Annotated in this window: 18 protein-coding genes and 1 pseudogene; 4 read left to right on the top strand and 15 right to left on the bottom strand. The window is 73.1% G+C overall.

What is annotated here, in order from left to right; genetic code table 11:
• Window positions 1-24: 24 nt before the first annotated feature.
• Complete coding sequence (locus ACIG0D_RS22790; protein WP_399803734.1) at window positions 25-219, top strand: hypothetical protein; 195 nt, start codon at window positions 25-27, stop codon at window positions 217-219.
• Here ACIG0D_RS22790 and ACIG0D_RS22785 read toward each other — a convergent pair.
• On the bottom strand, window positions 198-560 hold the full coding sequence (locus tag ACIG0D_RS22785) for a hypothetical protein (protein WP_399803731.1): 363 nt from the start codon (window positions 558-560) through the stop codon (window positions 198-200). The genes ACIG0D_RS22790 and ACIG0D_RS22785 overlap by 22 nt on opposite strands.
• Window positions 561-1,011: 451 nt before the next feature.
• Here ACIG0D_RS22785 and ACIG0D_RS22780 point away from each other — a divergent pair, with 451 nt between their 5' ends.
• Window positions 1,012-2,055 (top strand): LacI family DNA-binding transcriptional regulator, encoded by a 1,044-nt coding sequence (locus ACIG0D_RS22780; RefSeq protein ID WP_399803728.1) that lies wholly within the window; start codon window positions 1,012-1,014, stop codon window positions 2,053-2,055.
• A 61-nt stretch (window positions 2,056-2,116) separates the two neighbouring features.
• Here the strand turns inward: ACIG0D_RS22780 and ACIG0D_RS22775 are convergent, their stop codons facing one another.
• The 10 genes and pseudogenes from ACIG0D_RS22775 to ACIG0D_RS22730 all read right to left on the bottom strand — a co-directional run.
• Window positions 2,117-2,827 carry a sulfite exporter TauE/SafE family protein gene (locus ACIG0D_RS22775; protein ID WP_399803725.1) on the bottom strand — a complete coding sequence of 237 codons (711 nt, stop codon included), beginning with the start codon at window positions 2,825-2,827 and terminating at the stop codon, window positions 2,117-2,119.
• On the bottom strand, window positions 2,824-4,245 hold the full coding sequence (locus ACIG0D_RS22770; RefSeq protein WP_399803722.1) for an amidohydrolase family protein: 1,422 nt from the start codon (window positions 4,243-4,245) through the stop codon (window positions 2,824-2,826). The genes ACIG0D_RS22775 and ACIG0D_RS22770 overlap by 4 nt, the downstream gene beginning before the upstream one ends.
• On the bottom strand, window positions 4,242-5,537 hold the full coding sequence (locus ACIG0D_RS22765) for a uracil-xanthine permease family protein (RefSeq protein ID WP_399804144.1): 1,296 nt from the start codon (window positions 5,535-5,537) through the stop codon (window positions 4,242-4,244). Before ACIG0D_RS22765 ends, ACIG0D_RS22770 begins: the two co-directional genes overlap by 4 nt.
• Before the next feature lie 400 nt (window positions 5,538-5,937).
• Window positions 5,938-7,047, bottom strand: coding sequence for an AI-2E family transporter (locus ACIG0D_RS22760; RefSeq protein ID WP_399803719.1), 1,110 nt, complete (start codon window positions 7,045-7,047; stop codon window positions 5,938-5,940).
• A gap of 98 nt (window positions 7,048-7,145) precedes the next feature.
• Window positions 7,146-10,169, bottom strand: a complete 3,024-nt coding sequence (locus tag ACIG0D_RS22755; RefSeq protein ID WP_399803716.1) for a SpoIIE family protein phosphatase — start codon at window positions 10,167-10,169, stop codon at window positions 7,146-7,148.
• Between the two features lie 491 nt (window positions 10,170-10,660).
• Window positions 10,661-10,816 carry a DUF6131 family protein gene (locus ACIG0D_RS22750; RefSeq protein WP_399803713.1) on the bottom strand — a complete coding sequence of 52 codons (156 nt, stop codon included), beginning with the start codon at window positions 10,814-10,816 and terminating at the stop codon, window positions 10,661-10,663.
• Window positions 10,817-10,901: 85 nt separating this feature from the next.
• Window positions 10,902-11,381: an Asp23/Gls24 family envelope stress response protein gene (locus ACIG0D_RS22745; protein ID WP_365768498.1), complete on the bottom strand. Its 480-nt coding sequence runs from the start codon at window positions 11,379-11,381 to the stop codon at window positions 10,902-10,904.
• A gap of 333 nt (window positions 11,382-11,714) precedes the next feature.
• A complete protein-coding gene (locus ACIG0D_RS22740) occupies window positions 11,715-12,014 on the bottom strand; it encodes a hypothetical protein (RefSeq protein ID WP_399803710.1) in 300 nt (99 codons plus the stop codon).
• A 49-nt stretch (window positions 12,015-12,063) separates the two neighbouring features.
• Entirely contained in the window at window positions 12,064-12,324 is a 261-nt protein-coding gene (locus tag ACIG0D_RS22735) for a hypothetical protein (RefSeq protein ID WP_399804141.1), read from the bottom strand.
• Window positions 12,325-12,342: 18 nt separating this feature from the next.
• Window positions 12,343-12,810, bottom strand: a pseudogene (locus ACIG0D_RS22730) (DUF5994 family protein); the annotation flags it as partial.
• Between the two features lie 403 nt (window positions 12,811-13,213).
• On the opposite strand from ACIG0D_RS22730, the gene ACIG0D_RS22725 reads away from it, so the two are divergent.
• Entirely contained in the window at window positions 13,214-13,891 is a 678-nt protein-coding gene (locus tag ACIG0D_RS22725; RefSeq protein WP_399803707.1) for a hypothetical protein, read from the top strand.
• Between the two features lie 79 nt (window positions 13,892-13,970).
• Here the strand turns inward: ACIG0D_RS22725 and ACIG0D_RS22720 are convergent, their stop codons facing one another.
• From ACIG0D_RS22720 to ACIG0D_RS22705, 4 genes are all read right to left on the bottom strand, one after another.
• The gene (locus ACIG0D_RS22720; RefSeq protein ID WP_399803704.1) at window positions 13,971-14,252 is read right to left on the bottom strand and encodes a hypothetical protein; all 282 of its coding nucleotides are present in this window, start codon (window positions 14,250-14,252) and stop codon (window positions 13,971-13,973) included.
• A gap of 10 nt (window positions 14,253-14,262) precedes the next feature.
• On the bottom strand, window positions 14,263-14,760 hold the full coding sequence (locus ACIG0D_RS22715) for a DUF5994 family protein (RefSeq protein ID WP_399803701.1): 498 nt from the start codon (window positions 14,758-14,760) through the stop codon (window positions 14,263-14,265).
• Window positions 14,761-15,043: 283 nt separating this feature from the next.
• Window positions 15,044-16,165 carry a cyclophane-forming radical SAM peptide maturase AmcB gene (gene amcB, locus ACIG0D_RS22710; RefSeq protein WP_399803698.1) on the bottom strand — a complete coding sequence of 374 codons (1,122 nt, stop codon included), beginning with the start codon at window positions 16,163-16,165 and terminating at the stop codon, window positions 15,044-15,046.
• A gap of 44 nt (window positions 16,166-16,209) precedes the next feature.
• On the bottom strand, window positions 16,210-18,420 hold the full coding sequence (locus ACIG0D_RS22705; RefSeq protein ID WP_399803696.1) for an ATP-binding protein: 2,211 nt from the start codon (window positions 18,418-18,420) through the stop codon (window positions 16,210-16,212).
• Between the two features lie 332 nt (window positions 18,421-18,752).
• On the opposite strand from ACIG0D_RS22705, the gene ACIG0D_RS22700 reads away from it, so the two are divergent.
• The gene (locus tag ACIG0D_RS22700) at window positions 18,753-20,459 is read left to right on the top strand and encodes an NACHT domain-containing protein (protein ID WP_399803694.1); all 1,707 of its coding nucleotides are present in this window, start codon (window positions 18,753-18,755) and stop codon (window positions 20,457-20,459) included.
• Window positions 20,460-20,461: the final 2 nt, after the last annotated feature.

The raw sequence follows: 20,461 nt of genomic DNA, 5'->3' as shown, positions 1-20,461 counted from the left end.
CGTGACAGGGCAGGATGGGTGACCATGGTTGACATCGGTGCACTGCGCGAGGAGGACCGCGCCGCCTGGGAAGTTCTGGCGCGCGCCGACGTGTCACGGGAGCGGGGCGCCTCGCGTCTGTACTGGACCACCCAGGACAGCGACACCGCCGCCCGCGCTCTGTACGACAAGGTGGCGAGCTTCAACGGATTCGTGCGCTACGACTGCCCATTGGTCTGAGCCTCCCCGGGCTCCTGACCGCAGAGGGCGAGGTACTGAGCCTGTCCGTGTTGGCCGATGTAGCCCTCACCGATGGTCACGACGTGGTCAGGCGCCACGGAGTGGCACAGGCCCTCGGCTCCGTCCTGGTAGACCACCTTCACGGTCATCGTGACACCACAGCCGTTCCCGGCCTGGGTGTACCGCCAGCTCTGGTACAGCGTGACGCAAGAGGGAGCGGGCTCCGCGGTCGTGGAGGAGGAGGTGGCGGCGGAGGCCGCACCCGTCGCCAGGGGTGACAGCAGGAACGCCGCGGCCAGCCCCACGCAGGCACGCTTCCGAAGTCGTCCGAGGGTCAGCATGGCTGGTCTCCCGTTCTGTTTGAGCAACGTGTTCATTCGTGAACGCGGTTGGCTTCATTCCCGTTCGGTTGCGTTCACAAGCTGAAAGAATTGGCCGTGGCGTGCGTAGACGCAAACACGGTGACCGGGCTTCCGGTCAGGCAGGTCGTGTCATACGTCCCTGCCGTCGCCACCTTGCGGAAATAGGGGAACAGGGAAGCGTCAGACTGGGATGAGGGTTGAACCGTTGCAGGTCCGGCCGAGGCGCGAGCGAGGGCACGGGCAGGTGACAGCCCCGGCCGCTCAGCTCATCGCGTCAGGACTTGAAAGGACTGCGGCTCGGCATCGGGCCGAATAACGCCGTCCGCCACCGTGGCTTCCGGACGCGTGGACGCGTCGGCGAAGATGAGGCCGTACGAGCAGTGAACGGCGAGCAGTGAGCAGCAGCGAGCAGCGAGGAGCGTCCCCGCAGATGGCCACTTCCGGTTCCGGACCCCGGCCGCCCACGATCGCCGACGTGGCCCGGGCCGCGTCGGTCTCGCGGACGACGGTGTCGCACGCCCTGAACGGGATCGGCAAGGTCGACCCCCGGACCCGGGAGCGCATCAAGAAGGTCGCCGCCGAGCTCGGCTACCGCCCCAACCTGCGGGCCCAGCGGCTGCGGCGCGGGGAGGCGAAGGCGATCGCGCTGGCGTCGTCGATGCCGTTCGCGGTGGCGGGCGGGCCGTCGCGGCTGGGGTTCTACATGGAGGTCGCCGCCGCGGCGGCCGAGCGGGCGCTGCTGCACGGCTACGCCCTCGTGCTCGTACCGCCCGTGCAGTCCGGATCGGCGCTGTACTCGGTGGACATCGACGGCGCCATCGTGGTCGAGCCCGACCGGGACGACGTGGCCGTGGCGCAGCTGCGTGAGCGCGGTCTGCCGTACGTGGCGCTCGGGCGCCCGATGGCGGAAGGGGACGACGCGCCCTACGTCGACCTGCGCGGCGGCCTGGTCGTCGACCTGCTGCTCGCCCATCTGCGCGAGCAGGGCGCCCGGCGCCCGGCGCTGCTGATCGGCGCGGGCTCCCGGCACTCCGCCGTCGACGCCCGCGCCGCGTACGAGCGCGCCGCCACCGAGCACGGCTGGCCGCCGGTGGTCGCGACGGCCCCCGAGGAGGGCGGTGAGCAGGCCGGTTACGACGCCTGCGCCGCCCTCCTCGCCGACCATCCGGACATCGACGCCGTCTGCGCGCTGGTGGACGCGTTCGCCGTCGGCGCCGTCCGGGCGATCCGGGACAGTGGTCGCCGTATCCCGGACGACGTCCTGGTGGTCACCCGGTACGACGGGCTGCGTGCCCGGACCTGCGAGCCGCCGCTCACCGCGGTCGACCTGCACCTGGACCGGGCCGCCGCCGACGCCGTCGAGCTGCTGCTCGGCCGGCTGCGCGGCGAGCCGACCGCGCCCGCGGCCACCGCACCCGATCCGAGTGTCGTGGTTCGGGCGTCGTCGCTGCGGGCGCGTGGGTCGCGGGAGTGAGCCGGCCGTAGGTCACCCCCAGAACCGCGGGATGTGGCCGCGCGTCGGACCGGACCTGGGGTCACAGGCCCAGCATGAGCCCCGCCCCCGAGACGAGCGCGAAGACCAGCACGAACAGCCGCATCCGGCGGGCGTCCAGCCGCTGGTGCGCCAGCCGGCTCAGCCACGCCCCGCCCGCCAGGGCGGGCAGCAGGGCCGCCGCCCACCCCAGCTGGTCCGTGCTGCCCCGGCCCGTGGCGAACAGCAGGGCGAGCGAGGCCACTTCGCCGACGAGGAAGCACACGGCGACCGTGGCGCGCAGCTCCGCCGGTGGCCGGTGCTGGTACACCAGGGCCAGCGGCGGTCCGCCCACGCCCGTCGCCGTCTCCGTCAGCCCCGTGACCACACCGGCGCTGACATACGCGGCCCGTCCCGGGGTGAACGCGGGCGCCGCCAGGCTGACCAGCGCTGCCAGCACGGTCGCCACCCCCACGAACAGACCGAGCCGCCGGTCGGGGATCACCCACAGCAGCATCAGCCCGCCGGGCGTGGCCGCCAGCCGCGCCACCGTGATCCAGCCCGCGCCCCGCAGGTCCAGCGCGGCACGCTCGCGCCACGCGACGTACAGGTTGAGCGGGATCATCGACGCCAGCACGAACACCGGGACCAGGCCAGGGTCCAGCAGCCCCGCCACCGGCGCGACGATCAGGGCGAAGCCCAGACCGCTCGCACCCTGGACGAACGCCGCGACGGCGACCGTGACGGTCAGGACGAGGATGGTCTCCGTACTCACGTGCACGCCGCCCAGGCGTCGCCGGACGTGACGTGGACGCGGGTCACCGGCGCCCTCAGCACGACCTCGTGGGCCAGCTCGGCCGCCCGCCGCACCAGCGCCGGTCCGTCCCACTCGGGCGGCCACCCGCGCCACAGCCGCAGCCGGCCCGCCACGAACACGGCACTGATCTGGTCGCGGTTGCCACGCCGCACCAGCTCCCAGGGAAGGTCCCAGGACAGCGCCGTCTCGGGCGCCGACACATCCACGAGCAGGAAGTCCGCGGCGGCGCCCACGGCGACACGGCCGGTCCGGGCGCCGAGCCCGACCGCGTCCGCGCCGCCCCGCGCGGCCCGGTCCAGCCACGTCCAGCCGGCGCCGCACGACGAGTCGCCGGTCGTCAGCCCGAACGCCAGGCGCTGCGCGAACTCGGCGGCGTCGGCCAGCCGGAACCCGTCGCCCCGCGTGCCGTCCGTGCCGAGACCGAACCGGATCCCGCGCTCGGCCATCGCCGTCGCGGGCGCCACGGCGTTGCCCTTCCAGGCGCTGGCCACCGGGTTGTAGCTGACGGCCGCCCCGCTGTCGGCGAGCAGGGTGATCTCCCGGGGCGTGACCAGCGTGGCGTGCGCGGCCAGCAACTGCGGCCCCAGGGCGCCGACCTGGTGCAGGTACTCCAGGGGGCGCAGCCCGTGCCGGACGAGCGAGCGTTCCACCCCGGCCAGGTGCTCGTTGACGTGGATCTGGACGACCGCGCCCGCCTCGGCGGCCAGGCGGGCGGTGTGGCGCAGGGTACGGGCGGTCGCGGCCTCCGGGACGGAGACGGCGAGCGACGGGTGGATCAGCTCCTCGGCGCCGTACCGGGCGAGGTGCTTCTCGGCGCGCGCGAGCGTCGTGCCGGTGTCCGGGGCGGCCATGGCGGCGGTGTCGGTGCCGCCGTCGACGTCGTTGCAGACCAGGCCGAGGACACAGCGGATGCCGGCGTCCCGCGCGGCGGCGGCCACGGCCTCCACGTCCACCGGCGCGCGGGTGCCCGCCTCCGCGACCGTGGTGAACCCGCCGCGCAGCGACTCGAGCGCGGCCAGCTTCGCCGCCACGTACACCGCCTCCTCGTCCAGGGCCCCTTCGAGGGGCACCCACACGCGGCGGAAGATCTCCGACGGCTCCCCGAAGGCCAGCGCGGCCCCGAAGCTCTGCGTGAGGTGGTGGTGGGCGTCGACGAAGCCGGGCATCAGGACGTGCCCCGGCAGCCGGACCGGCGTCAGGTGCGGATGCTCCCGCTCCAGCCGCTCGGCCGGGCCGACCGCGCGGAAGGCGCCGTCCGCGACGACGACCGCGTGGTGGTCCCGCAGCCCGTCGGGCGTGAGCACCGCGTCGGGGGCGAGGAGGAGGGCGCCGTCGCCGTCGTCGCTGCGAAGGCGGTCGGGGGTCAACTGGCTCATCGGTCGCTTTCGGTACGGGCGCGGAGGCGGGGGAGAAAGAAGGGGAGGCGGACGTGGTGGAACAGGACGTTCAGCACGGCGGCCGTGACGGCGCCGACGGCGACCCCGCTCTCGAGCAGGATCCGGGCGTTGGGCGGGAAGGCGCCGTACACACCGGGGACGAGGATCGGCAGCAGACCCAAGGCGAGGGCGACCGCGCAGATGAAGGTGTTGGTGTGCCGGTCCAGCTCCCCGGCCCGCCCGAGCATCTGCACGCCGAGCACCGTGATCACGGCGAAGACCACCATGGCCGTACCGCCCACGACGGCCGACGGGACGACGCTGATCGCGCGCGTGACGGGGGCCAGGAAGCCGATGAGGATCAGGACGACTCCGGCGGCGGCGGTCACGAACCTGCTGCGTACGCCGGTGACGCGGACGATGCCGACGTTCTCGCCGCTGGTCACCATCAGCGGCAGGCCGAAGAAGCCGCCGGCGAGCGAGGTGAGTGCGTCGCCCCGGATGGTCTTCGGTACGTCCGCGCGCTGGTCGATGTCCTTGCCGACCGCCTCCGCGTTGATCACGGTCTGCCCGGTGGCCTCCGCCATGGAGGCCAGGCTGTAGAGCATCAGCGGCAGGGCCGCGAGCAGATGGAACTCGGGGGAGCCGAACGGCAGCACCTGCGGCAGGTTCACCAGGCCGCCCTCGGTCGCCGTACCGAAGTCCACGCCGCCGAGGAGGACGCCGAGGACCGTACCGGCGATCAGGCCCAGCATGACGGCGAGTTGGCGCAGCACCCCGGTGAACAGCCGGTAGAACGCGACCGTGAAGCCGATCGTCGCCATGCCGAGGAGCAGGTTGGTGGGCTCGGCGAACCCGGGCTGCCCCGGCCGTCCGGTGACGAGGACGGCCCCCACCTTCACCAGGTTCACGCCGACGATCACGATCATCGTCCCGATGACGAGGGCGGGGAAGAACCTCAGCAGCCGGGAGAAGACGGGCAGTACGACGAAGTAGAACGCCGCCGTGATGATCACCGCGCCGGTCGCGGTGGGCAGACCGTGCTGCTCGGCGATCGCCAGGAACAGGATGAGCGGCGCGCCTCCGGGCAGCATCACGAACGGCAGCTTCGGCCCGAACTTCCAGGGCCCGAGCGACTGGATCAGCGAGCCGATCCCGGACAGCACGAACGCGGCCGAGAGCAGGTCCACGGTCAGGCCCGGGTCGAGCCGCAGCGTGGCGCTCATCAGGAAGATCGCCGAGATGGGCGTCGCCGCCATGACGAGCACGTGCTGGATCCCGAAGAGCAGGATGCGCCCGAGCGGACGGGACTCGTCGACGGGGTGAGGAGGCTGGGCGGGGGAGTGGGCGGGTGCGGACGAGGGTGAGGCTGCGAGGTCCTGCGCGGATCCGGACGCCGGGGGTGCGGATGCCGGGTCGGTGGCGGGCCCCGGTGGGGAGGGGACGCGGGGAGTGGGCTGGGGACTGGACACGTTCGAGCTCCGTTCGGCTCGCTCCGGTTTTGGCCGCGATGTGCCCGAGACGGGGGCGGAATCGTGGGGGCCAAATCGATTTGGCCGCCAGTATGTGAGGGCCGGGAGGACGCGTCAAGGGATCCCGTTGACGTCCGCCGGCCCGGCCTCGGTGAGCCGAGCGGTCACCGACCGCCGATCGGTGACCGCGTCAGGGCGGCTCCCACCCGGGCTCGGGCCGCTACGAAGTGACGGCCGTCCCGGAGGGGGACTCGTCCGGCTCCGGCTCCGACTCCTGCAACTGCTCGCGTACGTAGTTCCAGACCACCGCGATCAGCGCGGCCACCGGGACCGCCAGCAGGCTGCCGACGATGCCGGCCAGGCTGCCGCCCAGGGTGACCGCGAGAAGGACCACCGCCGCGTGCAGGCCGAGCCCACGGCTCTGGATCATGGGCTGGAAGACGTTGCCCTCGAGCTGCTGCACCACCACGATGATGGCCAGCACGATCAGCGCGTCCGTGACGCCGTTCGAGACCAGGGCGATCAGGACCGCGACCAGACCGGCGAAGAGGGCGCCCACGATCGGCACGAACGCGGACACGAAGGTCAGCACCGCGAGCGGCAGCACCAGCGGAACCTTGAGAATCCACAGGCCGATGCCGATGAGCACGGCATCGAGCAGACCGACGAACGCCTGCGAGCGTACGAACGCGCCGAGGGTCTCCCAGCTGCGCGCGGCGACGACCGGGACGTCCGTGGCCAGCCGGCCGGGGAGCTGACGGGTCAGCCAGGGCAGGAACCTGGGCCCGTCCTTGAGGAAGAAGAACATCAGGAAGAGCGCCAGGACGGCGGTCACGACGCCGTTGACCACCGTGCTCACGCCCGAGACCACGGCGGTGAGCAGGCTGCCGACGCTGTCCTGGATACGGGAGACGGCCTTGTCGAAGCCGTCGGTGATCTGGTCGTCGCCGATGTTGAAGGGCGGCCCGGCGACCCACTCGCGGATTCTCTGGATGCCGGAGGCCGCGCCGTCGGCCAGCTGGCCGGACTGGGAAGCGACCGGAACCGCGATCAGCGTCACGATGCCCACGACCATGACCAGGAACGCCACGGTCACCGCCGACGCGGCCAGGGCCGGAGGCCATCCCTTCGCGCGGAGGAAACGAGCCATGGGCCAGGTCAGCGTGGTGAGGAACAGGCCCACTACGAGAGGCCAGACAACCGACCACATCTGTCCGAGCAGCCAGAGGACGACCGAGGTCGCCAGCACGACCAGCAGCAGGTCGAGGGAGACACGTGCCGATGTGCGCAACGCGGCGGCGGTTCTCGTGGAACTCAACGAAGTAGGCATGACGGTAACCCTAGGGGGACCACCGTCGCGCTCCGGCATCGCCGCCGGTCAGGCAACGTCCGGGTGCCACCGGCCACTTACGGTGACCAGCCCGTCGGTCAGCCGGGATCGTCGAACATGGACAGCAGGGCCTCCTCGTCCGGCTCCGCCGCGGGCTGATCCGGCTGTGGAATCTGCTCGGCCCACACCGTCTTGCCCTGCGGCATGTAGCGGGCACCCCAGCTCTTGGTGAACTGCGCCACGAGGAACAGTCCGCGCCCGCCCTCCTCGGTCGTGGCCGCCCGCCGGATCCGCGGGGAGGTGTTGCTGCGGTCGGAGACCTCGCAGATCAGCGAGTCGTCGCGCAGCAACCGCAGGCCCACGGGGCCCTGGCCGCCGTACCGTACGGCGTTGGTGACCAGCTCGCTGACCACCAGCCCGGTGTTGAACTCCAGCTCCGACATCCCCCAGGCGGCGAGCTGAGCCCGGGTCAGCTCCCTGGCCCGCGCCACGGCCGACGGCTCGGACGGAAACTCCCAGGACGCCACCCGGTCCTCGGGCAGGGCGTGCACGCGGGCCAGCAGCAGGGCCACGTCGTCGTACGGGCCGTCCGGCGGGAGCGTGCCGGCGATCCCGTCGCAGACGTCCTCCAGCGCCGGACCGGCGCGGTTCAGCGACGCCAGCAGGCGTTCGGTGCGCGCCTCCGTGTCCCCGTAGCCGCGGCTCTCCTTGAGCAGGCCGTCGGTGTACATCGTCAGCAGGCTGCCCGAGGGCAGCTCGACGGTGGCCGACTCGTACGGCTGGAGCCCGCCGAGCCCGAGCGGCGGACCGGCCGGAAGGCCGATCAGCTCCGCCTCACCGTCCGGCGTCAGCACCGCGGGTGGGGGATGACCGGCCCGGGCGGCCGTGCAGCGGCAGGACACCGGGTCATAGATCGCGTACAGGCAGGTCGCCCCGGTCGCCGGGTCCTGGTCGTCCGCCGAGTCCTCGGGGGCACGGCTGACCAGGTCGTCCAGATGCGCCAGCACCTCCTCCGGCAGCAGGTCCAGCCCGGCCAGCGTCCGCACCGCCGTACGCAGCCGGCCCATGGTGGCCGCCGCCTGCAGACCGTTCCCGGGCACGTCCCCGACGACCAGCGCCACCCGCATCCCCGACAGCGGGATCGCGTCGAACCAGTCCCCGCCCATACCCGCCCTGGCGTCCGCGGGCAGATAGCGGGAGGCGAGATCGACAGCGGTCAGCCGGGGCAGGGCGCGCGGCAGCAGACTGCGTTGCAGGGTGAGGGCCGCCTGATGCTCCCGGTGGAAGCGGCGGGCGTTGTCGAGGCTGATCGCGGCACGGGCCGCCAGCTCGCCCGCCAGCGTCAGGTCGTCCTGCTCGAACGGCCTGGTCCGGCCGCGGCGGTAGAACCCCGCCAGGCCGAGGACGGATCCCCGCGCGGACAGCGGAGCGCCCAGGTAGGAGTGCTCGCCCTCGCCGAGCAGGTCGACGGGGTGCACCCGGTCGGCCGGATGCCCGGCCAGGGCGGCGGTCACCACCGAGTCCGTGACCGGCTGCCCGGTCTCCAGACACCGGGCCTGGGGGGTGCCGGCGGGGTAGCGGGCCGGCTCGTCCACGCCGCCGTTGGTCGTGCCGTGCGCGTCGCCGATCGTGGTGCCGTGCAGGCCGCCGATCGTGGTGCCGTGCAGGCCGCTGATCGTGGCGTCGCGCAGGCCGCCGCTCGTCGTGTCGTGGGAGGCCTCGTCCGTCCGGGCGGCCACCCGGCGCAGCGCCACGTCGGGACCGAGCCCTCCGGGCGGTGGCTCCTCGCCCGCCAGGACGCCTTCCACCAGGTCGACGACGACCAGGTCGGCGAAGCGCGGCACGGCGATCGCCGCCAGTTCCTCGGCGGTGTGCCGCATGTCCAGGGTGGTGCCGAGCCGGACGCCTGCCTCGTTGAGCAGGGACAGCCGCCCGCGCGCCTCCGCGGCGAGCCGGCCGACGGCGGGCTCGCCCACGAGCAGGAGCCACGCGTCGGTCGGTCCGGAGGTGGACGGCTCGCTGGTCGGCGGTTCGGCGGCGGGGGGTTCGGCAGAGTGCCGTTCCGCGGCGTGCGGTTCCGCGGTCGCGCCGGGGGCATGCGCCCCCGCCGCCTCGCCGGGACGTTCGAGGAGCGGCACATGACGTCCGTCGGGGGCGGTCGCGGTGGCCCGGCCCGGTCGACGAGGCTCGTGGGCCGGGGAAGCCGTATCGCGGCCCGGGAGCCCCGCACCCCGCGCGTCCTCGAAGCTGACCTCGACCGCCGCGCCCTCCGCGTCGCCGTGGTGCAGCTCCCGGCGGCGCAGTACGGCCGTACGGCTGCCCGCGAGGGGCACCTCGGCGAACGTCTCACCGGTGGAGGAGATCAGCTCGACGGCACGCTCCAGCAGGATCAGCCGCTCCTGAGGGGTGAGGTGGGGTGCCGGTCCGCCGCGCCGGGACAGCTCACCCGAGCCCAGCTCCAGCTCGGCATGCCCGCCGCGCTCCCGGGCCCGGCGGAAGGAGTCCATGAGCTGGAGTTCGCGGGCCGTGCTCAGCTCCAGCAGCCGCTGCTCGATGCGTTCGGTGGCCTCTTGGAGGACCAGCGCCATACCGGGATTCGCCAGCGACCGGGGTACGGAGAGGTTGACCGCGCCCCGCACGGTGCCGCCCACCGGGTCGCGCACCGGCGCGGCCATGCACGTCAGTTCCTTGAGGTCGTGCAGGAAGTGCTCGTGGCCGACGACCACGAACGGCGCCCTGGTGCTCAGGACCATGCTGACGCTGCTGGTGCCCATGAACCGCTCGTCGACGTTGGCGCCCTGGACCAGCGAGGCGGCGTCCATCAGCTTCAGCCCCGCCGGGTCGCCCCACCGGTCCACGATGTTCGCCCGTGAGTCGGCCAGCGCGACGGTCACCGGAATGCCGGCGAACCGTTCGTACAGGCGGTCCAGTACCGGTGTGGCGGCTCTGACCAGCCGGGAGTCGGGATCCAGGTCACTCTCGATCGGCAGGGCCGCCCCCTCACGGTCGATACCGAGGGACTGCGATCGCTGCCAGGAGGCGAGAATCTCCGGGCGCACTCCGGTGACCGGCAGCGCCCGGCCGCCGTGACCGCTGCCCGAAGGAGTGGGATACGGCTCCACGGAACCAGGATAATCAGGCAAACCGGTCATGTGCTCCAGGGAGCCGTCCTGGTCGCGGCCGGCTTCGCCCGAGGGCACACGGGCGCGCGCGGGCCGCGCCGGTTGTCGCCGGGCAGGCACGGGGCGACAACCGGGCGGAGCGGGCCATGGTGCGGGTGGGCGGCTCCTTGCCGAACCGTCCGCCCCGGCGGAACGCGACGCACGCGTTCCGGCCCGCTTGCACGTGACGGTTCACCGATACCGGCGGCCCGCCGAACGTGACGGTCGTCCGGCGACCGGATCACCAACGGTGACGGTGCCCGACCACCGCACACCGATGGTGACGAGTCCGGCGACCGGCTCGCCGATGGTGACGAGTCCGGCGACCGGCTCGCCGATGGTGACGGGTCCGGCGACCGGCTCGCCGATGGTGACGGGTCCGGCGGCCCGCTCACCGATGGTGACGGGTCCGGCGACGGCTCACCGCGATGGTGACGAGTCCGGCGACCGGCTCACCAATAGTGGCGGCGTCCGCCGACGGCGTGGCCCATGCCGCCGACGATCCACAGGATCGCGCCGATGACCACCAGGACGATTCCGATGGTCCACAGGATCGATATGCCGGTGAGGAAGCCGACGACGAGCAGGATGACGCCCAAGATGATCATGATTTCTCCCTCTGCGGGCTGTGCTTCCCCCCACTGACTGCGGTTTTCGACGAGGCACGTGGTGCCGGGTGCGCGCCCTGGCGGATCACTTCACACGACCCTCGTCCGGTTCGGTCTCCTCCTCGTCGGGAAGGTGGACGTCGCCGACGGCGATGTTCACCTCGACGACCTCCAGGCCCGTCATCCGCTCCACCGCACCGATCACGCTGGAACGGACATCACCGGCCACGTCGACGATGGAGACCCCGTACTCGACGACCAGGTCCACGTCCACGGCGGCCTGCCGCTCCCCGACCTCGACCTTCACGCCTCGGGTGACACCGCCGCCGCCACCGGGGGCCCGGTCGCGCATGGCTCCCAGAGCACGGGTCATGCCCGCGCCGAGGCTGTGGACGCCCGGTACCTCGCGGACCGCCATGCCCGCGATCTTGGCGACCACGCCGTCCGCGATGGTGGTCTTTCCCCGGGTCTCCGCCGGAGCGCCGGCCCCGGTACGTCCCTGGAGCGCGCTCACGCCGGTGCCGGGCCCGTCGCCCTGGCCGATGCCGGTGCTGTTCTCCGTCATGGCGATCACCTCGATCGGTCGGTCGGACACCAGGGCTCCACGCCCGTGGAAAACCCGTCCCGGCGCGGCGCCCCCGAAGAGACGGCCGACGAGAAGGCGGCCGACGAGGAGGCGGCCGGGCGGGAGGTGGCCGGGCGAGAGACGGCCCGGCGGGAGACGGCCGGCCAAGAGGCGGGCAAGGAAGAGGGGGAGGGTCTCGGCCGGGTCGGGCCGGGCGGGTCGATGGGCTCCGTCATGTCGCGTCCCCTGTCCCCGGGCCGCCGTACGGGGTCCGGTTCCGTGGTGCGCCGGGAACGACGTCGACGTGGGAGGCGGCGTACGGAAAACTCCCGGTTACTTCAACGGTAACTCCGCCGACCCGTCCTGGCCCCTTTCCTCCTCCTGCTGCTCCATCAGCCGGATGCCCTCGTGGGTCAGGGAGACGGTGGCGGGGGTCCGGTGCGAGGTCCAGTCCACGCTGATCAGACCCTCGTCGGCCAGGTAGGCACAGGCGGCTGACAGGTCCTCGTCGGGCAGGCCCAGCTCGGCTTGGAGGGCCGCTCCGTTGACCTGGGGGCGATTGCGTTCGACGGCCCCGTAGAGAACCCGTAGGACCGCCTCCCGGTTGTGCTTGCGTTCGCGGAGTTTCGTCATGGTGGTCGTTCTCCGACGGGGTTGGCGGCATCGGCGTCACGGACTCCGGTCACACCTCACCGCCGTGGCCGCGCGGCTGCTCTGCGGAGGTGCTGGCCGCGAGCCAGGACTGTGCGGGTTCCGCGGTGCGCGCGGTGTCGAGGGTGAGATGGAGGCGGGTCCCTCCTTCGCCGCCTGCCGGGTAGCTGCGCTGCTCGGTCGAGGCGAAGCAGCGGCGGAGGACTTCGGCGACGCGACGGGCGGCCTCCGGTGTCGCGGCGACGATACGGACCTCGGCGTGCCCCTCGGAGGGCAAGGGCTCATGCTCCACATGGATCTCCTGGCCTGGGCGGTCGACGACGGTGTCGATCAGGATCTGCCGGGCCTGTTTCGGGTTGCCGGCCTGGACCGCTTCGGCCATCGCGGCCCGCGCCGCCTCCACGGGTGTCTCCGGCGGTACCACGAGCAGGGCGAACAAGTCCTGGTCGCCGCGGGTCACGAGCGCGGTGCCGTCGCCCACGGCGAAGGAGTCGATGTGTACCGTCCGGTCGTCGACGGTGATCCGCGTCGGCAGCCGGTCCCAGGCCGCGCTGTCCAGGCCGATCCGGGTGATGGGTCCGAGGCGCTCGGTCAGCGCCGTGATCAGGCCGGGCAGTTCGGCGGCGACGTCTCTGGAACGAGGCCACCACGCGCCGTCGAGGATGCCCTGGCGCTCATGCGTGGTGGTGAGCCGGACCAGCGCGGTGCCGGGGCGGACGGATTCGTGCACGCCGTCCGGCAGGAGTCCTGCCCCGGGCGGGGAATGGGGGTCGGGCATCGCGCTCACCTGTCTGTTCGGACGGCGGCAGGCGCTGGTCGCGGCCGGTGCCGGTGGGGTGGAGCGGCTGCCGGGGAGGACAGCGTGCTTCCGCGTTCTCCTCGTCCCCACGCTACTCCTGCCGAGGTGACCACCGCGCCGCGCCGTGAGGCCCCACCATCGCGAGGCGATGCGTGCGGGGACGGAGCCGAACGAACAGATGCCACCTCCCCGGCCGCCCCGGCGCCTTCGGCCCGCACCGGCCCGGCACGGGGCGATGGCGCCCGCCCGACGGCACGCCGCCGGGAGTACGGTGGAGGGACCGAGAGCGCCTCGCGCACCGGCTCGCAGGCCCGTGCCGTTCTCGGCGAGCGACGAGGCCGGACCGGACCGGACCGATCCGGGCCAGGGCAGGGGTTGGCTCATGAACATGACCGTGCCGGCTCCGCCGACGACCACAGACCTCCTCCGGCAGCACGTCGGCCCGGACCGGCACGCGACGCGGAGAACGGGAACGGAGCGAGGCGCCTCGCCCCGCGAGGGAGAACGCCTTCGCCCGCTGAGCCGACTCCAGCTCGAGGATCGTCTCCAGGAACTCGGCGATTTCTACGCGGAGGCCTCCGGCGGCGGCCCATGGGCGTGGAACCAGGCACGCGACGCCTTCCTGCGCCGGCTGGCCGCCGACGTACGACGGCCGGGATTCGAGTTGCTCGTCGCGGAGACCACCGAGCTGACCGGATGTGCCTACGGATTCCCCGCACGCGCTGACGGCCCCGCATGGGAGGGCCCCGACGCGCACCTGCCCGGGAAGCTGCTGCGCCTCGCCGCCTCCGGACGGCTCTTCGTGGTCCGCGGGATCCTCGTGCCGCCACGGGTGCGCAGACAGAACCAGGGCCGTGCCTGGAACCTCGCCCGGCGCATGCAGCGACGGCTACTCACCGACCACGGAGCCGTCACCGGCGTCACGCTGGTGCGCCGCTCCGACCGCGCGACCGTCGAGGCGCTGCGGTCCTGGGGCTGGCGGTACGTCCGAGGCGACAGCCCTCAGGAGTCGCGGGCGCTGCTGCGCAGCCCGTTCCGTGTTCTCGTGCTCGGCACCTGAGCTTCTCGGCACCTGAGCTTCTCGGCACCGGAGCCGTGGAAACCCCGGTGCCTGGTCACCTGTGGTGGGTGCTGCGGTGTCACCTGTGGTGAGTCGTGCGGTCGCGACGGCGGCGCGGCCGGTAGCGGCCACGGCCTCCGTCGCGCTGGTCATGCCGTTCCGTGGCGTCCGGCGAGACGGACGGGCGTGGCCCCGAGGGAGTCCGCATCGCGCCGGTGTCGTGGCGAGGACCGCCGGACCGGGCGTGATCGTAGCCGTGCATGGCGATTCGCTCCGCGTGCGCGGCGTTGAGCCGGTGGATCAGGAATGCCCCCAGCGTGATGAGAGCCAGCAGACCGACGACGGTCAGGAAGACGTTCATGGCGGCCACCTCACATGCCGACCTGCACGGCGGTCACGGCGGACGCGGCGTGCAGGGTCTTGTCCGCCGCGATCAGCGCGCTCGCGGTCAGCGGCGGGCCGTCCTGGCCGGACGCGGCGGCCATCAGGCGGGCCGCCGACGCCGCCCCGGTCTCGGGCGGGATGATCAGGAGGTCCCAGCGGCCCTTGCCGTAGGACAGCAACAGCAGCTTGTGCGGGTCGAGTTCGGGCGTGAACCAGCCGACCTTGACGGTGTGACCGTGCACGGGGACCTGGTGCGGTACGACCGGCCAGTGCGCCGGGTTGACGGCGACGCGGGTGATGCGGCCCCACAACGGGTCCAGCACATCGGTCAGTGCGGGCAGCTCGCTCAGCAGATCCCGGGAGCGGGGCCACCAGGCACCGTCCACGAGGCCCCTGGAGCCGCCGTCGGCCTTCAGCGCGAGACGCGCGGCCGGTGCCGGGACGGGCTCGGGCTGAGACTGGGAGGGGAACAAGGTCGTCGACATGACGCGAACCCGTCTCGGGCCGCCTGCGCGGCGGCCCGGGTTTCATCTCTCACCGAGGACGACCCGGCATGGAGACCGGTGTACGAGATGCCCTCGGTACTGTCCACACTACTCCGCGCGCCCGGATCACGGCTGGGTGAACGGGATGATCGAGGGGCACGGAGGCTCGGTGCCGCCCGAGTAGAGCGCGGAGACGTGCGGGCACGCACCGTCGCCGCACTCCCCGCAGAGCTCGGCCTCCGGCAGGGGAAACGCACCGGCGCCCAGGGCCCGGATACGGTCCTCAACTCCGGCCCTCTCTGACGAATCGTTCCGCATCGCGCATCAGTCCTTCCATCAGAAGTTTCCTGCTGTTGCGGCAGAAAGAGGTCTCCGTCGCGTCCAGCCGACCGGTCTCGAAGTACTTGTTGACGGCCTGCCCGCCACGGCAGTACGCGAACAGATCGCATACGGCGCGGCACGCGTCGATCCCGTCGAGGGCCTCGGCCACCCAGGGCGTCCGCTCGGCGCGGGCCAGGCAGCCGGCCAGACCCAGCTCCCGCACATCCCCGACGGTGAACGGACCGTGCCGTGCGGAGGAGAAACCCGCGAGGTCCGGACTGAGGACGACCACCTGCCCGTCCCACGTGACCATGGGCAGCGGATCGAGCGGCTGGTCGGCCCGCCGCCCGGCCACTCCGGCCAGCTCCGCCCTGACGTACCGCCAGGCGTACTCCAGGTCACGCAGGGCCATGCGCCGGTCGGCACGCCCGCGGGCGGCCAGCGCCGCCCAGAAGTCCGCGACGTCTTCTTCTCCGGGCTCGGCTGCCGCGTTCTCGGCGTCGTTCCCGTAGTCGTGGACGCTCCGGGTGTTCACGCCCTTGTGTTCCACCAGGTTCACCCCCAGGACGCGACAGCCGAGCGCGGCGAACCACTCATGCAGCTCTGCCGCCTTGCGCGCGGACGGGTCGGCCACGACGGCGATGGCGCCGAACGCGATGCCGTGCTCCTTGAGCCGCCCGATACCGCGCAGCGCCCGGTCGGTGGCGTCCCGGCCGCCGCGGTCCCGCCGGGCGGAACCGGGGCCCGGACCGTCGACACTGACGGAGACCTTGATCCGCCGTTCCGTGAACAGCCGGCACCACTCGTCGTCGATGAGCGAGGCATTGGTCTGCACGGCGTGCCCCACGGGGTACGCGCGGCCCTCGGGAAACCGGTCCAGCAGCCCCCGCAGCCCGGGCACCCCCACGGTGAGCGGCTCCCCGCCGTGCCACAGCACCGTGACCGGATGCTGCTCCGACCAGGCGTCCACGGTGTCCGCGACGGCGTCGGCGACCTCGTGGGACATGACACGGGCGAGCCCTCGCGAGGGCAGGTAGCAGTAACCGCAGTCGAGGTTGCACAGCGGGGTCGGCTGCACCAGCACGACGGAACTCGTCCTCGCCAGTCGCGCCCGGAGCGGCGCCCGCCTCATCGCTTCCCCTCTTCCCCCAGGGGCCCGCTCGGCTCTGCGGCGAGCCGTCCGCCTGCCTCCGCGGAGAGCTGTCCGCCTGGCTCCACGGCGGCGAGGTGTCCGAGCGTCTCGCCCTCACCGTGGGCGTCGGCGAGGTCCCGGAAGAGGCGCAGGGCCTGGAGATGCGCGTCGCGAGCCTCGTCCCGCCGGCCCGCGCGCCGGAGCGTGACCCCGAGGTCGTTGCCCGCGACCGCCTGCCGATGCCGGTCGCCCAGGTCCTGGTACTCCCGCAGGGCGAGCAGATGCGCGTCCACGGCCTCGTCGAACCGGCCGAGCGCGGACAGGGCGGCACCGAAGTCGTTCCATGCCGTGGCCAGACGCTCGCGGGCGCCCAGCTCCTCGAAGACCGCCCGGGCGGTGGTGTGCGCCGCCAGGGCCTCGTCCAGGCGCCCGGTCTCCCGGAAGGCACGCCCCAGATTGTTCGTCGCGGTGGCCGCGCGGAACCGGTCGCCGACCGAACGGAACATGTCGCGGGCCCGGGTGAGCGCGACGACCGACTCATCGAACCGGCCCAGCTTGAACAGGGTGCGCCCGAGGTTGTTCCAGGTGGACGCCTCGGCCTGGCGCTCTCCGCACGCGTGCACCAGCTCGCGGGCGCGTTCATGGGCGGCGATCGCCTCTTCGTAGGCGCGCGCCTCGGTCAGGGACAGCCCCAGCATGTCCCAGGACATGCCCTCCTCGAGCCGGTCGCCGCGCTCCCGGTGGATCGCGCACGCCCGGGTGTGGGCCGCGACGGCCTCCTCGATTCTGCGGTTGTTGCGCAGGGCCAGTCCGAGGCAGTTCCAGGCCGTGCCGGCGCTGAAGCCGTCGTGCAGCGCGTCCGCGGTCCGCGCGGCGCACCGGAAGACGGTCACGGCGTCGTCGAAGTACCGCCGCCAGCCGAGATACCCGTGCAGGTGGAGCGCCAGTCGCAGTCCGTCCCGGGCGTGGGCCGGGTCGGCCGCCCACAGCGCGGCGGAGACGAGACCGGTGCGCTCGCGGTCGAGCCAGCTCAGCGCGTCCTGATGGCCGCCGAAGCCGGCCGTCGGGGGTCGGCCGGCACGGGCCTGCAGATACCAGTCGGCCTCCTCGGCCCGCCGCTGGTAGTGGGCGAGGAGCCGGGCCCGTGCCCGCGTGCCCTCCTGCCGCAGCTCCTCCTGCCGGGACACCTGATCCAGGGCGTACGCCCGGACCAGGTCGTGCAGGGTCCAGCAGCCCCGCACGCTGCCGGGGGCGACCAGATGGGCGCGGATCAGTACGCTGAGCTCCCGCCGCGGCAGAACGTCGGCCCCGGAGAGCACGGTGATCGCCTCGTCGCTGGTCTCCGACCCCGGCGCCAGCGCCAGGAGCAGGAACAGCCGCGCGGGCTGCGGACCGAGGCGGCGGTACGACAGGTCGAAGGCGGCCCGCACGCCTCGCTCCCCGTCGTCGAGGTGATCGAGGAGCGTGGCGGAGTCGGCCAGCTCCGACACGAGTTCCGCCACCGGCTTTCCCGGGTCGGAGATCAGCAGAGCGGCCGCGATCTGCAACGCCAGGGGCAGTCCTCCGCACAACTCGCACAGCCGCCAGGTCGCCCCCGGGTCGTCCACGACGCGCCGGTCGCCGGGGGCGGCCGTACGCAGCGCCCGGTCCAGCACGTCCCGCGCGGCCTCCGGTCGGAGGACGTCCAGACGGACCAGGTGGGCACCGAGCTGGGGCATGGTGTCACGGGAGGTGACGAGCACGCGGTGCGCGGCGTGGCCGGGCAGCAGGGGTCTGACCTGCCCGGGATGCGAGGCGTTGTCCACCACGATCAGCACCCGGCCGCTCGTGCGGGCCCGCTCCGCCAGCACCGAGCGGTAGAGCCCGGCCCGCTCGTCCAGCGTGCCCGGCACATGCGCGGCCGCCACGCCCAGGGCGCGCAGCAGGGCCTCCAGCAGCTGTTCGGGCCCGGCGGGTGTCTCGTCGTACCCGTGACAGTCGACGAACAGCGCCCCGCCCGGGAACCAGCCGCGTTCTCGCGCCACATGAGCGGCCCGCACGGCCAGGGCGGTCTTGCCCACACCCCCCAGCCCGGTCACCGCGGCGACCGGCACCGCGGCGCGCCCGGCGCCGCCGGGAGCCAAGGCCGCCAGCAGCGCCCCGAGTTCGTCGTCACGCCCGCCGAACCCGGCCGCGGTCGGCGGCAGCGCGTCCTCTACGTGCGGCATGGGCCCGTAGTGGTGGTGATGCTCCACCTTTTTCCCGATCGCCTCACCCCGGAATATCCCATTCCTGAAGTCGATCCGGTCTCCACCGTATGTGTCCCCGCTCACCCGGCCATCCTGCCCTGAAAGTTGAGCCCCCGACAGGTGACATCCCCCGGCCTCCCGCACGCGCCGCCGGCCCCGACGGTCTCGGCCCGCGTGGCGGTGCTTCTTCCGCACCCCGGTATCGCCGCCCCATGATGTCCCCCAGCGCCGTGCAGGACCGTCGTACCGCCGCACGGGCGACGGAGGGGAGCACGGGGGAAGAACGGGAACGACGGGGGAGGGGGGACGGGGTGGCGGTACGAAGGCTGCTGTCCTTCTCGGACGCGCTGGCACTGCTGGGATGCGACCCGCCCGCCGTGGCCGCCCTGGACCGGGCGCTGGGCGGGGCACTGAACCTCGCGACCGGCGGGGTGTCCGACGGGCTGCTGCGGATCGCCGACGCCCGTGGCAGCGTGCTGACGCTGGGCCGGGGCGCCGTACGCGGCATCGGACGGCGCCTGGCGCAGGCGGAGGGCCGTGCGCGGCGCACCGAACTGCTGCACGCCGCCCACACGGTGATCGTCGTGGTCGCCTGGTTCCAGGCACTGGAAGAGCGCCGACCGCCCATCCCGCTGGGCGACTTGGAGCTGACACGCCGCGAACAGCTCACCCTCGCCGGCGCGCCCTCGGTGGCGGAGCGCCAGGACGCGTTCGCCCGTTCACTCGCCGCCACCGACGCGCCGAGCCCCGCACCCCATCGGCCGGTCGAGGCGGTCATGGCCGAGCTGTGCCGCTGGTACGAGGGCCTGTCCGCGAGGTTTCTCGACTTCGCCGAAGGGCTGCGGGCCTGGACCGCGCAGGACGACACGGCCCAGGAGGAGGCCCGGCGGGTGATCCGCACGGAACTGCCCCGCGACGCCGTAGAGCAGTACGCGTCCCTCTACTCCCAACTCGCGCAGGAAGCGCCCGAGTTCGGGCTGTGGACCACACAGATCGAGCATCAGGCGACCCGCGCCGAGGTGCGCCGGTCCCTCGCCGGGATGACCGAGGTGCTGGCCGGTCTCGCCCGGACCGTGCGTCCGCCCGTGGACGTCGCCGCCGCTCTGGTCCGCTCGGCCGAGGCCGTCCTCACCCGTTCCGTCCTCGACGCCTCCTCCGGGCCGGAGGGCATCCGCGTCCCGACCCTGCGGGAGATGTACCTCGACCCCGACTTCCGGGTGCGTGAGGTGGCCGGCCCCAGCGGACCGGCCACCGAGTCCTGGTGGGAGGAGGTCCCGGTCCGCCGGGACATCACCGACTGCCTCTCCGGAGCCCTCACCTCCGCGGAATCGGCCGGAGCACCCCTCCTCGTTCTCGGACAGCCGGGCGCGGGGAAATCCGTCCTGACGCGCGTCCTCGCCGCCCGGCTGCCCGCCGCCGGCTTCCTGCCCGTCCGCGTGCCCCTGCGGGACGTGCACGCGGAGGACGACCTCCAGAGCCAGATCGAGCAGGCGGTGCGCACCGCGACCGGAGAACGTGCGTCCTGGCCCGACCTGGTGCGCTCGGCCGGAGACGCCGTACCCGTCCTGCTGCTCGACGGCTTCGACGAACTGTTGCAGACCACCGGCACCCACCACAGCGACTTCCTCACCCGCGTCGCGCGCTTCCAGCAACGCGAGGCGGACCAGGGCCGTCCCCTCCGGGCCCTGGTCACCAGCCGCATCGCCGTCGCGGACCGGGCCCGCTACCCCGAGGGCCTGGTCGCGCTGCGCCTCGAACCGTTCCGCGAGGACCAGATCCGCCACTGGCTCGCCCTGTGGAACGAGGCGAACGCCGACGGTTTCGCCGCACGCGGGCTGTGGCCCCTGGACTGGGAGGCCGTCGCACGCCACCGGACGCTCGCCGCGCAACCGCTGCTGCTGACGATGCTGGCGATGTACGACGCCTCCGACAACGCCCTGCGCCGCGACAGCGACAGCCCCCTCGACGAGGCCGAGCAGCGCGTTAATCGCTGGTGCGCGGCCCGCCGGCCCTTGTAAGT

It is taken from the genome of Streptomyces sp. NPDC052773 (assembly GCF_044547145.1).
In the GTDB taxonomy this organism is placed as follows: Bacteria; Actinomycetota; Actinomycetes; order Streptomycetales; family Streptomycetaceae; genus Streptomyces.
This window is presented reverse-complemented; position numbering and strand designations above follow the sequence as displayed.